At 56.9% G+C, this 11,412-nt stretch carries 11 protein-coding genes and 1 riboswitch; of the genes, 4 read left to right on the forward strand and 7 right to left on the reverse strand.

Going from position 1 to position 11,412, the window contains the following annotated elements:
* Nucleotides 1–61 precede the first annotated feature (61 nt).
* Entirely contained in the window at nucleotides 62–253 is a 192-nt protein-coding gene (locus tag KHA84_RS13095; protein WP_008299330.1) for a PspC domain-containing protein, read from the forward strand.
* A gap of 49 nt (nucleotides 254–302) precedes the next feature.
* On the opposite strand, the gene KHA84_RS13100 is transcribed toward KHA84_RS13095, so the two are convergent.
* From KHA84_RS13100 to KHA84_RS13110, 3 genes are all read right to left on the reverse strand, one after another.
* A complete protein-coding gene (locus KHA84_RS13100; protein WP_213423968.1) occupies nucleotides 303–1,310 on the reverse strand; it encodes an ABC transporter substrate-binding protein in 1,008 nt (335 codons plus the stop codon).
* Between the two features lie 62 nt (nucleotides 1,311–1,372).
* Nucleotides 1,373–2,134 (reverse strand): ABC transporter permease, encoded by a 762-nt coding sequence (locus KHA84_RS13105; protein ID WP_213423969.1) that lies wholly within the window; start codon nucleotides 2,132–2,134, stop codon nucleotides 1,373–1,375.
* Complete coding sequence (locus KHA84_RS13110) at nucleotides 2,118–2,900, reverse strand: ABC transporter ATP-binding protein (protein ID WP_213424040.1); 783 nt, start codon at nucleotides 2,898–2,900, stop codon at nucleotides 2,118–2,120. Before KHA84_RS13110 ends, KHA84_RS13105 begins: the two co-directional genes overlap by 17 nt.
* 192 nt (nucleotides 2,901–3,092) lie before the next feature.
* Here KHA84_RS13110 and cysK point away from each other — a divergent pair, with 192 nt between their 5' ends.
* Entirely contained in the window at nucleotides 3,093–4,016 is a 924-nt protein-coding gene (gene cysK / locus KHA84_RS13115; RefSeq protein WP_213423970.1) for a cysteine synthase A, read from the forward strand.
* Between the two features lie 146 nt (nucleotides 4,017–4,162).
* Here cysK and KHA84_RS13120 read toward each other — a convergent pair whose 3' ends face one another.
* Entirely contained in the window at nucleotides 4,163–5,158 is a 996-nt protein-coding gene (locus KHA84_RS13120; RefSeq protein ID WP_213423971.1) for a homoserine dehydrogenase, read from the reverse strand.
* A gap of 99 nt (nucleotides 5,159–5,257) precedes the next feature.
* Nucleotides 5,258–6,550, reverse strand: coding sequence for an O-acetylhomoserine aminocarboxypropyltransferase/cysteine synthase family protein (locus KHA84_RS13125; protein ID WP_213423972.1), 1,293 nt, complete (start codon nucleotides 6,548–6,550; stop codon nucleotides 5,258–5,260).
* 126 nt (nucleotides 6,551–6,676) lie between these two features.
* Nucleotides 6,677–6,789: riboswitch (SAM riboswitch) on the reverse strand.
* A 143-nt stretch (nucleotides 6,790–6,932) separates the two neighbouring features.
* Between KHA84_RS13125 and KHA84_RS13130 the strand changes: the two genes are divergently transcribed.
* Together KHA84_RS13130 and KHA84_RS13135 are read left to right on the forward strand one after the other, a co-directional pair.
* The gene (locus tag KHA84_RS13130) at nucleotides 6,933–7,715 is read left to right on the forward strand and encodes a YwqG family protein (RefSeq protein ID WP_213423973.1); all 783 of its coding nucleotides are present in this window, start codon (nucleotides 6,933–6,935) and stop codon (nucleotides 7,713–7,715) included.
* A gap of 74 nt (nucleotides 7,716–7,789) precedes the next feature.
* Nucleotides 7,790–8,440: a glycerol-3-phosphate acyltransferase gene (locus tag KHA84_RS13135; protein ID WP_213423974.1), complete on the forward strand. Its 651-nt coding sequence runs from the start codon at nucleotides 7,790–7,792 to the stop codon at nucleotides 8,438–8,440.
* 64 nt (nucleotides 8,441–8,504) lie between these two features.
* On the opposite strand, the gene ald is transcribed toward KHA84_RS13135, so the two are convergent.
* Together ald and KHA84_RS13145 are read right to left on the reverse strand one after the other, a co-directional pair.
* Complete coding sequence (gene ald / locus KHA84_RS13140) at nucleotides 8,505–9,638, reverse strand: alanine dehydrogenase (RefSeq protein WP_213423975.1); 1,134 nt, start codon at nucleotides 9,636–9,638, stop codon at nucleotides 8,505–8,507.
* Nucleotides 9,639–9,705: 67 nt separating this feature from the next.
* Nucleotides 9,706–11,064 carry an aspartate aminotransferase family protein gene (locus KHA84_RS13145; RefSeq protein WP_213423976.1) on the reverse strand — a complete coding sequence of 453 codons (1,359 nt, stop codon included), beginning with the start codon at nucleotides 11,062–11,064 and terminating at the stop codon, nucleotides 9,706–9,708.
* Between the last annotated feature and the right edge of the window lie 348 nt (nucleotides 11,065–11,412).

Consider the following 11,412-nt stretch of genomic DNA (forward strand, 5'->3'; position numbering starts at 1 on the left):
GCTTATATTTTTTGGAACTGTCCGCAGACTCATCCGTATATTAAGGAGAAGGAGTGATCTGATGAGAAAATACTACCGATCCACACGGGAAAAGCAGCTGTCTGGCGTACTTGGCGGACTCAGTGAACGGTTCGGTATCGACGTAAGCATCCTCCGAATCGTGACCGTCCTGTCCGGTTTTTTCACATCCGGGATCACCTGGCTGATTTACCTCATTGCAGCCATCGTGATGCCGACGGACAAACAGGACTGATTTCAGTGACCGCGTGAAAAAGCGATGCCGCGGAGGGCATCGCTTTTTGTTATTCCTTATCTGCCACAAGGCCGTCGAATTCAGGGGCTTCCTTCAGGAACTCGAGTTCATAAGAAGAGTTTCCAAATTCCTTGAGGACCGCTTCATTGACTTCTGTTGTGTACGTGACGCGGCTCATTGCCTGCTCGACGATCTTCGCGTCCATCTCCTGGTTTGTCAGGTCCTTGATGGAGTCGATTGCGATCTTCTGAGCCTTTTCAGGGTTGTCGTTGATGAACGCAACCGATTCGTTGTGTGCTTCAAGCAGTTTCGCCGCGAGTTCCGGCTTTTCCTCTGTCAGCTTGTTGTTCGCAACGAGGACCGTGTTCGGAAGGCTTTCACCGTAGGCGATCTCTTCCGTGCTGATGATGACTTTCGCGCCGTTGTCGACAAGGATCGAAGCCCATGGTTCCGGAACCGCTGCAAGGTCAACCTTGCCGGATTCGAACATCGCCTGGTAGGATGCCGGGTTGCCCGTTACATGGTTGAGCGATCCGCCGATCCGGGATGAAGCGAGCTCGTCATTGCCGAGCTGCTGGAGGTACGTTTCAAACTGGACATCATGCGTGCACCCGATGCCGGGCGTGATAAACGTTTTGCCTGCCATGTCTTCGACCGATTCGACGCCGCTTTTCTCGCTCGCGACCACGACCGTTCCGCCGGAAGAAGCGCCTGCAAGGACTTTCACGTCCGCTCCGTTCGAGAAGTTGTTCAGGACAGGACCCGGTCCGACGAGTCCCGCATCGATCTCACCCGACTTGAGTGCGGCCATGAATGTGCCGCCGTCAGGGAACGTGATGTACTTCAGTTCGACATCGTCGCCGAGTTTTTCTTCGTAATAGCCATTTTCCCTGGCCACCATCGCCGGTGCGTGGTCAATATTCGGGAAGTAGCCGATGACCATCTTTTCCTTGTCCCCGCCGCCTGCGTTTTCCGAATCTCCGCCCCCGCATGCTGCGAGCAGCGTGATGATGCCGAGCATGAGTGCTCCAAGCCACCATTTCTTCAAATCCAACATCCCCTTTCCGGGTCCGAGCCCGGTTATTCATTAATACTGAAAATGCACAACTGTAAACTCCGTCATGAAGACGGTTCAAGTCCCCATTTCACCCGCACCTGCTGTTCAAAGCGCTGGAACAGGAGCAGGTCGACTGTGACCCCGATGATGCCGATGACGATCATGATGCCGAGCACCATATCCATCCGGCCGAAGTCGGATGCGTATTTCAGCGTATAGCCGAGCCCCGGGCCGGTGCTGAGAAGCTCCCCGGCCATAAGGGCGCGCCAGCCGAATGCCCAGGCAAGCCGCGTGCCGGTGACGAAATACGGCACCGATGCCGGCAGCATGACCCGGAAAAACAGATCCGGGCCTGATGCGCCCATCGTCTGCGCGGCCTTCACATAGATTGGCGAGACGTTCTGGATGCCGGTGCGCACATTGATCGTCATAACGATTGCCGCACCCAGCACAATAATGAAGATGACCGACTTTTCGTTCAGGCCGAACCACATGATGGCAAGCGGCAGCCAGACGATGCTCGGGATACTCTGCAAGGCTAGGATGAGCGAACCGAGCGTTTCATCGGCCGTCTTGGATTTTGCGAGCAAAATGCCGAGCAGGAGCCCGATCAGGAGGGCGATCGCCAGGCCGACGAGGAGCCGCATAAAGCTGGCTCCGAGGTCACGGAACAGCGTGCCGTCGGCAACCATTTCACCAAGTGCGCGGAACACATCGGTCGGCGCCGGCAGGAGGACCGCCGGAACCTGGAACAGCCGCACCGCGAGCTCCCATACTAGAAACAGAGAGGCGAAGAATACGAGTCGCTTAATAACCAACCGCATGGCTTCGTTCCTCTTCTTCCACTTTGTCGTTTTCCGTCTTTAGCATCTCGAGGATCGATTCCTCATAGGCCGCCATTTCTTTCAGTTGGCCTTCTCTCGGACGGCCGAGTGAAACTTCAATGTCTTTCAGGATGCGGCCTGGATGGGTTCCCATGACGATGATGCGGTCGGACAGCCGAACCGCTTCCTGGATGCTGTGCGTAACGAAAATGATCGTCTTTTTTGTCTCGATCCAGATTTCTTCGAGCACGCCCTGGAGGCGCATACGGGTCTGCTCATCCAGTGCGCCGAATGGTTCATCCATGAGCAGCACCGCCGGATCCATCGCAAGCGCACGCGCGATCGACACACGCTGCTGCATGCCGCCCGACAGCTCATGCGGATGGTGCCCGGCATACTGGCTCAGCTGCACGAGCCGGAGGTATTTCTTGGCGATTTCCCTCGCCTTCTCTTTCGGCATCCCCTTCAGCGGGAACATGACGTTTTCCTCGACGGTCAGCCAAGGAAACAGCGCCGCCTGCTGGAACACCATCCCCCGCTCCTTGCCCGGCTTCACGATATCGCGGCCGTCCAGTTGCAGGATGCCGGTATCCGGTCGGTTCAGCCCGGCGACGATGTTCAGCAGCGTCGACTTGCCGCAGCCGGAAGGCCCGAGCAGCGAAACGAATTCGCCTTCCCGGACATCGATGCTGATATCCTTAAGCACCTGCTCGCGTCGGCCGTCCTTCCCGAAGCTTTTTTGGACTCCATCTATTTTAAGGAACATCATTGCACTTCCTTCTAGTCTATATTAATAATCCATATGGATTTACTAAGATTTAAGCATAATCATACCTCAAAAAGCCGATATGTCAATGGATGTAACTTGGAAAGCGGATTGTTGCTGGAGATATTTTTTTAATCTATACTTTGTAAATAGGAATTAACCCCATCGTATGTGAGAAAGGCGGAATCTGCCATGAAAATAGTACAGTCCATTCTGGATCTGATCGGAAACACCCCCGCCGTCCGGCTCAATAAAATTCCGGATCCGGAGGGCGCGAATGTATATATCAAGCTGGAATCCTTCAATCCGGGGGGCAGCGTAAAAGACCGGGCCGCACTCAATATGATCGAACGCGCTGAAGCGGAAGGCAAACTGATCCCCGGCAAAAGCACGGTCATCGAGCCGACATCCGGCAATACGGGAATCGGCCTCGCCATGGTATGCGCGGCAAAAGGCTACCGGTGCATCATGACGATGCCGGACAATGCGACTGCGGAACGGGTGAAGATCCTGAAAGCATACGGTGCCGAAGTGTATTCGACTCCTGCCGCAGAGCGGATGAACGGTGCAATCGCCAAGGCAGAAGAACTGGCGGCGGATATCCCGGATGCATTCATCCCGATGCAGTTCGAGAACCCGGCGAACGCAGACGCCCACCGCGGCACGACCGCCGTCGAAATTCTGGATGCCTTCGACGGCAAGCTGGATGCGTTCGTGCTGACGGCAGGGACCGGCGGCACCGTGACCGGAACCGGAGAAGAGCTGAAAAAGCGGATCCCGGAACTTAAAATCTATGTCGTTGAACCGAAAGGGTCACCCGTCCTGTCCGGCGGAGAACCCGGCCCGCACAAAATTCCGGGCACCGGTCCCGGATTCGTCCCGTCCATCCTTAACCGGGAGATCTATGATGAAATTTTCCTGATCGAGGATGACGACGCCCAGGTGATGGCGCGCCGGCTTGCTTCAGAAGAAGGCATCTTTGTCGGTGCATCTGCGGCGGCATCTGCCCACTTCGCCGTCCAGATCGCCAAGACACTGCCGAAGGACGCCAACGTGCTGTGCCTCGCGCCTGATACGGGAGAGCGTTATCTGTCGTCCGATCTGTTTCCGGAATGAGGATAAATAAAGAAAGCCGGCACCCGAATTTATTTTGGGTGCCGGCTTTTGTTTTTCATTGAATCTGTCCGGAGTATGAGCGCGCTCATGCAAAGCTCGAAACAAAAAGCGATGCCGCCGCAGCTGATTGCGGGCATCGCTTTTATTTATGATCGCGTCACGAGTTCGCGAAAGGTGGCATGTTCGCGGAGCAGCACCGCCGCGTCCTCGACCATGACACTCGCAGTCGGCAGCATGCCGGCGCCCGGGCCGATGACGGTGAGCGTCCCGGCGTAGGCGGTTTCGATGGCAACCGCATTGTCGACGCCGTCGATGCCGTAGAGCGGATGGTCCGGGCCGATCAGCACCGGGCCGACGGACGCCTGGATGGATCCGTCCACCCCGCGGCGGACATCCGCGATGTGGCGGTAGCGGAGGCCCTGTCGGTCGGCATCAAGCACCTCTTCGAGCGAGAGCAAATCGATGCCATCCATCGGAACGTCTTCCCAGTTCGGCTGTTCACCGAACGACAGGCCGCTCAGGATCATCAGTTTGCAGAAGGCGTCAAACCCGGACACGTCATTGGTCGGGTCTGCCTCGGCATAGCCGAGTTCCTGAGCTTCCTTTAATGCATCCTCGAATGTGCACGATTCTTTGCGCATTTTCGTCAGGATAAAGTTCGATGTGCCGTTCAGGATTCCCTGGATGCCGGTCACTTCGTTGGACAGGTTCAGGTTGCCGATGGTCTTGATTACGGGGACGCCGCCTGCGACGGTCGCCTCGTAGCCGACACCGGTTCCCTGTTCCCCGGCTTGCCGCTCAAGCGCCGGGGCGGCTTTGGCGTACATGACCTTGTTCGCCGTAACGACATGGCAGCCGGCCGCAATCGCCTGCTCCAGATAAGTGCGCGCCGGCTCTTCGCCGACGATCGCCTCGAAAACGACCTTCAGATCCGGAATGGCGAGGATGTCCTCAAACCGGTCGGTAATGAGGACACCCGGTGTCTCGGGGCGGGTTTTATCCAAGTCGCGGACGAGGATCGCAGCAATTTCGATCGGGGTACCGATCGTTTTCTCAAGTTGTTGTTTCCGTTCATTCACGATTGTATAAATGCCTTGGCCGACCGTACCGAATCCAAGGATGGCCGCTTTTACTGGAGCCATGGGCGAAACACCTCCGACACAAAGATTCCTTCCAATATAACAAGTTCCGCCCCGCAAGGAAACCCCCGGGGCGGGAAAAGTTTAAAATTATTCAAACATTCAAGCGTTTACCGGTGCTGCGGCCTCGATCGCCTGTTTCAGGTCGGCGATGATGTCTTCGACATTCTCCAGGCCGATGGAAAGGCGGACAAGTTCTTCGGTTGTGCCCGTCTTTTTCAGGTCTTCCGCGGACAGCTGCTGGTGCGTCGTGGAAGCCGGGTGGATGATGAGCGAGCGGGCATCGCCGACGTTCGCAACATGCGAGAACAGCTTGACGTTGTCGATCAGCTTGCGGCCCGCTTCGCGTCCGCCCTTAATACCGAAAATGAGGACCGAGCCGGCACCGTTTTTCAGGTACTTTTTCGAGAGTTCATACGACGGGTGCTCTTCGAGGCCGTTGTACTGCACCCACTCGACGGATGGGTGATCTTTTAGCCACTGAGCGACCTTCAGTGCGTTTTCGTTGTGGCGCTGGATGCGGAGGTGAAGCGTCTCAAGCCCCTGGAGGAACAGGAACGCATTGTCCGGGCTGAGCGTCGGGCCGAAGTCGCGGAGCAGCTGAACGCGCAGGCGTGTCGCGAATGCCGCATTCGGCGTGTCGATGCCGTAACGGAGGCCATGGTAGGTCACATCCGGCTCCGTGTATCCAGGGAAGCGTCCTTGCGTCCAGTCGAACTTGCCTGCGTCTACCGCTACGCCGCCGACACCGCGGCCGTGTCCGCCAATCCATTTCGTCGCGGAGTGGACGACGACGTCCGCCCCGTGCTCGATCGGGTTTGAGCCGTATGGCGACGCAAACGTGGAGTCGATGATGAGCGGCAGGCCGTTCTCGTGTGCAATGTTAGCGACTGCCTCCACATCGAGGACATTCAGACTCGGGTTGCCGATGATTTCGCCGAAGATCGCTTTTGTCTTGTCGGTGATCGCCTCGCGGAAGTTTTCCGGATCCGTCGAATCCACGAACTTCACGTTGATGCCATAGCGCGGGAGTGTGACCGCGAACAGGTTGTACGTGCCCCCGTACAGGTTTGCAGCAGAGACGATTTCATCTCCTGCCTGGGCGACGTTCAGGATCGAGAATGCGATGGCCGCCATGCCCGAAGACAGCGCGACTGCAGCGGTGCCGCCTTCCAGTTCCGCAATCCGCTTCTCGAACGCGTCAACCGTCGGATTCATGATTCGGGAGTAGATGTTGCCCGGCTCTTTCAGGGCGAACAGGTTCTGGGCGTGCTCTGTATCACGGAATGCATAAGCTGTCGTACGGTAGACCGGTACGGCGATGGCGCCTGTTGCCGGGTCCGGCTCCTGGCCTCCGTGCACGAGAATCGTTTCTGGTTTGAATGAGTTTGTCATATTGATTGCCTCCTAAGGTATGGTTTCGATGGAAACGCGATAGGAGAGGAGGTTTACCTTTTCGGAAAAATGAAAAACCCTCTTCACTGATAGGAAGAGGGCCGATGCGAACACGCCGCATGCCTCCCCTTATCTGTCAGATCCGCTCCCGAATCTGTAGGAATTAGCACCTTTGCAGACAGGGTCTGCCGGTTGCCGGGCTTCGCAGGGCCTATTCCCTCCGCCGCTCTTGATAAGAGTATTCTGATTTTGTTTTCCATCTGGTAAACAGTATAGGACTGTGCTGCGGGTAAAGTCAAGTGTATTTTTCAGAAAAAACATGAAACGTTTACGAGGCTCATCCGTTAAATTATAGAAGACTGCCGTTCCTGGGAGGGATTCTATGAAAACCTGGAAAGAAAAGCTGGTAGCAAATGGACTGGCCGAATACATTGCGCCATTTTCCGAACTGACGAAGCCGGGCTTCCGACTGAATAAAGAAGACGCCGCCGGGACGCTGGCTCCCGGCGCATCGAAGTTCGGAGGTGCGCCGGACCTTCCGCCTGATGTGGAGATCCCGTCCAAGGACGGCAAGCCGCTTACGCTGATCGCCCAGCTTAATCTGTCGGATGCAGCGCTTGCCGGCACTGCCCATCCGCTTCCTGGTTCCGGTGCCCTGTCATTTTTCTATGACACGGAAGAACAGCCGTGGGGCGGAGAGCCGGAAGACCGGAACGGCTGGAAAGTGCTGTACTTTGAAAGTCCGGCTGAACTTGAAAGGCGTGAAGTTCCTGAAGAAGCGATGCTGCCGGAGTTCGCTGCAGCGTTCCTCGAGCAGGAAATGCTGGACACAGACGCCGTGATCGGGATGGATTTCGACGACGACACCGGAGACGCTATCTTCGGACTGCTGGAAGAAGGCGCTCCGCATCACCGGGTGCTTGGCCATCCGTTCGCCGTCCAGAACCCGGTGTTCCCGGAAATCGCCCACTACTGTGACGGAATAGAAGACTGGGATGAAGCTGCAAAAGCAGCGGATGACTACGTCCTTCTTTTCCAGATGGACAGTGACGAAGATCTTGATGTTGTCTGGGGCGACCTTGGCATGCTGTACTTCTGCATCCGGAAAAAGGATCTTGCCGGGAAGCGCTTTGACCGGACACAGATGATCATGCAGTGCGGGTGACGGTTAACACCCCTTATATTAGGCTGAATGAAGCTTAATATAAGGAAAAAGAACAATCATAGGAGGCTGACGACATGCCCGAGCAGCTGGGCTGGATATGGATCATGATCGCCGTGACGGCCGGTTACCTGATCGGCAACATCCACGGATCGACCGTCGCCGGATGGCTGTCCGGCGTAAACCTGAAAGAAACCGGCGTGAAAAATGCCGGTGCATCAAATGCCGCCATCGTGCTCGGCAAGAAATTCGGCGCGCTCGTTGCCGCCATCGACATCGGTAAAGGGGTCGCGGCCGTGCTCCTTGCCAGATGGATTTCCCAGGCAATCGGGCTCGGACCGGAAGCGGGAGCCCTCCTTGTCTTCTCGATGTCCGCGCTGACCATCCTCGGGCATAACTTCCCGTTTCATATGCGCTTTAATGGCGGCAAGGGCACGGCAACGGTGATTGGCGTGCTCCTGGGCTTCGACTGGAAGATCGGCCTTGTGGGACTCGCTCTTCTCATTCTCGTCTCGCTCGTGACCGACTTTCTCGTGTTCGGTGTCCTCATGCTGTATGTCACGTTTACCGTGACAGCTGTTTTCTTGGCCCCGGGTATCGGACCTGACCTGATTGCAATCGGATTATTTGCGATGGCGGTCTGGAAGCATGTCGAGAACTTCCGCAGGATGCGGGCCGGCGAGGAAAACCGGGTGTCCTCGGTATTCGGAAGGAAGAAGGCTGCCTAGCTCCACTAATATTAGCGCTCATAAAGAAGGGGGACCTGTCTGGACAGGTCCCCCTTCTTCATACTCAGTTATGCTGCGCGACCGGCTCGACCAGGTCGAGAAGGTCGGCATGGTTGTAGCCGAGATCTTCCGCGACTGACTTGTAAGTCACACGGCCCGCATAGGTGTTGAAGCCTTTGCGGAGCGGCTCGTTGTCGAGTGCCGCCTGCTTCCAGCCTTTGTTCGCGATCTGGAGTGCATACGGAACCGTCACGTTCGTGAGCGCCATCGTGGATGTGCGCGGCACTGCACCCGGCATATTGGCTACAGCGTAATGGACGACGCCGTGCTTTTCGTAGATCGGATCGTCATGTGTCGTGATGCGGTCGGATGTTTCGAAGATGCCACCCTGGTCGATCGCGATGTCGACAAGCACGGAGCCCGGCTGCATGGACTTGACCATCTCTTCTGTTACGAGCTTTGGCGCTTTGGCACCCGGAATCAGTACAGCCCCGACGACGAGGTCTGCGTCCTTCACTGCTTCCGCGATGTTGAACGGGTTCGACATAAGCGTCTGAATGTCATTTCCGAACTGGTCGTCCAGCTGTCGGAGACGTTCCGGGCTCAAGTCGATGACCGTGACCTGTGCGCCCATTCCGATCGCGACACGCGCTGCGTTCGCGCCGGCCATCCCGCCGCCGATAACGGTGACTTTTCCTCGCTGGACGCCCGGTACGCCGGACAGAAGAATGCCCTTGCCGCCGTGGATGCGCTCAAGGAACTGGGCGCCGATCTGTGTTGCCATGCGGCCCGCTACTTCGCTCATCGGCGAAAGGAGCGGAAGCGAACGGTTCGGCAGCTGGACGGTTTCATAGGCGATTGCTGTCACTTTCTTCTCGACCAGCGCTTCCGCAAGCTCCGGCTCTGCAGCCAGGTGCAGATATGTGAACAAAATCAGGTCCTCCCTGAAATAGCCGTACTCTTCCGGGAGAGGCTCCTTGACCTTCATGACCATGTCTGCTGCCCATGCTTCGGCAGCTGTCTCCGCGATGACCGCGCCTTCTGCCTTATATTCCTCATCCTTGAAGCCGGAACCGAGGCCCGCCCCCTTCTCGATGATCACATCGTGGCCTGCAGTGGCCAGTGTCGCCACGCCTGCAGGTGTCATCGCAACGCGGTTTTCGTTGTTCTTAATCTCTTTAGGTACTCCGATTCTCATTTCCATTCCCCTCCACGTTAAAGGGAGGCAGTCGCCTCCCGGATTCTAGGTCCCCAACTTATCTATTTCAACGGTTTTCTTCAAAAACCTTCCTGATCACAGAAATAATAAAATCGACATCCTGGTCCGTGCAGGAAAGCGGCGGGGACAAGGTCAGGATATTGTTATACCCTGCTACCGTGTCTCCGTTTTTGCCTACGATCAGGCCGTTCGCCTTGCAGCCGGCGATAATCTTGCCGATGCGCGCGGCACTTGCCGGTTCTCGTGTCTTTTTATCTTCTACCAGTTCGACGCCAAGCAGGAAGCCGATTCCCCGGACTTCACCTACATGCGGGTGCTCCTCAAGATGCGCCAGTTCTGCGCGGAGACGCTCGCCATGGCGGTCCGCCCGCTCAACGAGTCCCTCCCGCTCGATGATCTCGAGGTTCTTCAGAGCCACCGCACATGCCGCCGGGTTGCCGCCGAATGTGTTCACGTGGCGGAAGTGGCTGTTATCCGCGCTGTCCTTGAACGTCTCATAGATGTCCTTCCGAACTGCGGTGACAGACAGCGGGAGGTAAGCGCTTGTGAGCCCTTTTGCCATGGTCACGATGTCCGGCTTTACGCCAAAGTTCTGGTGGCCGAACTTCTTGCCCGTGCGGCCGAAGCCGCAGATGACTTCATCGATGATGAGCAGAACGCCGTGCTTGTTGCAGATTTCCTGTACCTTCTCAAGATAGACCGGATGCGGGATGAGGATGCCGCCGCCCGTAATAAGCGGCTCCATGATGATCCCGGCAACCGTTTCCTTCTGCTCCCAGATCATCTTCTGCTCGAGCTCTTCCGCCCGCATGATGTTGTAATCCTCGACGCTCATGCCTTCCGGACGGCGGTAGTTGTCCGGTGGCGCCACATGCAGGAAGCCTGGTGCGAGCGGTTCGTACTTGTACTTGCGGAGCGACTGGCCGGTAGCGGCGAGCGCGCCCATCGAACTGCCGTGATAGGCACGGTAGCGGCTGATGAACTTGTAGCGGGAAGCTTCACCCTTTTGCTGGTGGTACTGGCGGGCGATCTTGAACGCGACTTCGTTCGCATCAGATCCGCTGTTGGAATAGAAGATCATGTAATCGTCCTCGAGCCACTCGTTCAGCTTCGCCGCAAGCTCGATCGCCGGCTCATGACTTTGCGTCATCGGAACGTAGCACAGTTCCTTCATCTGATCATAGGCCGCTTTGGCCAGTTCCTCTCGGCCGTAGCCGACGTTGACACACCACAGTCCGGACATGCCGTCCAGATAGCGGTTCCCTTCATGGTCCGTCACCCAGGCGCCTTCCCCTTTTGCCCAGATCATCGGCGGGCTTTTCTCCACGTATGGAGAAATGTGATGCCAGACATTTTGCCGGTCTTTTTCAACGAGCGACTGAGCTTCCGTTTTTACAACGGTCATCGTACTATCCCCTTTCGGATGGGTTCGTTTAAAAGTCAGCCGCCGTAGGGGCGGCCGCTTGCTGATCTTTCGTGGAGCCTTATTGATCTTTCGCGGTCACTTATTGATCTCTCACGGTCCTTTATTGATCTTTCACGTCCCGCTGACCAGCCGCCCTCCGCTTTTCTACTTGGCCAGACCCTCGGGGTCATAAGCCGGCCTGCTTTGCGGGTCAGGACCCGCGCCGCGCTCCGTCTTATGCTTGTCGGGTCTGAACACGCCCGCTCCGCTTTTCTATTGTCCAGCTCCACGGGCCAGACCCTCGGGGTCATAAGCCGGCCTGCTTTGCGGGTCAGGACCCGCGCCGCA

The organism is Bhargavaea massiliensis (assembly GCF_018390575.1).
Classification (GTDB): Bacteria; Bacillota; Bacilli; order Bacillales_A; family Planococcaceae; genus Bhargavaea; species Bhargavaea massiliensis.

Excerpts from the sequence above, each read along its gene's own strand:
- ald (WP_213423975.1), bottom strand. The coding sequence starts at position 9,638 with ATGAGAATCGGAGTACCTAAAGAGATTAAGAACAACGAAAACCGCGTT.
- KHA84_RS13145 (WP_213423976.1), bottom strand. The coding sequence starts at position 11,064 with ATGACCGTTGTAAAAACGGAAGCTCAGTCGCTCGTTGAAAAAGACCGG.
- KHA84_RS13105 (WP_213423969.1), bottom strand. The coding sequence starts at position 2,134 with ATGCGGTTGGTTATTAAGCGACTCGTATTCTTCGCCTCTCTGTTTCTA.
- KHA84_RS13110 (WP_213424040.1), bottom strand. The coding sequence starts at position 2,900 with ATGTTCCTTAAAATAGATGGAGTCCAAAAAAGCTTCGGGAAGGACGGC.
- KHA84_RS13125 (WP_213423972.1), bottom strand. The coding sequence starts at position 6,550 with ATGACAAACTCATTCAAACCAGAAACGATTCTCGTGCACGGAGGCCAG.
- KHA84_RS13100 (WP_213423968.1), bottom strand. The coding sequence starts at position 1,310 with ATGTTGGATTTGAAGAAATGGTGGCTTGGAGCACTCATGCTCGGCATC.
- KHA84_RS13095 (WP_008299330.1), top strand. The coding sequence starts at position 62 with ATGAGAAAATACTACCGATCCACACGGGAAAAGCAGCTGTCTGGCGTA.
- cysK (WP_213423970.1), top strand. The coding sequence starts at position 3,093 with ATGAAAATAGTACAGTCCATTCTGGATCTGATCGGAAACACCCCCGCC.
- KHA84_RS13130 (WP_213423973.1), top strand. The coding sequence starts at position 6,933 with ATGAAAACCTGGAAAGAAAAGCTGGTAGCAAATGGACTGGCCGAATAC.
- KHA84_RS13120 (WP_213423971.1), bottom strand. The coding sequence starts at position 5,158 with ATGGCTCCAGTAAAAGCGGCCATCCTTGGATTCGGTACGGTCGGCCAA.
- KHA84_RS13135 (WP_213423974.1), top strand. The coding sequence starts at position 7,790 with ATGCCCGAGCAGCTGGGCTGGATATGGATCATGATCGCCGTGACGGCC.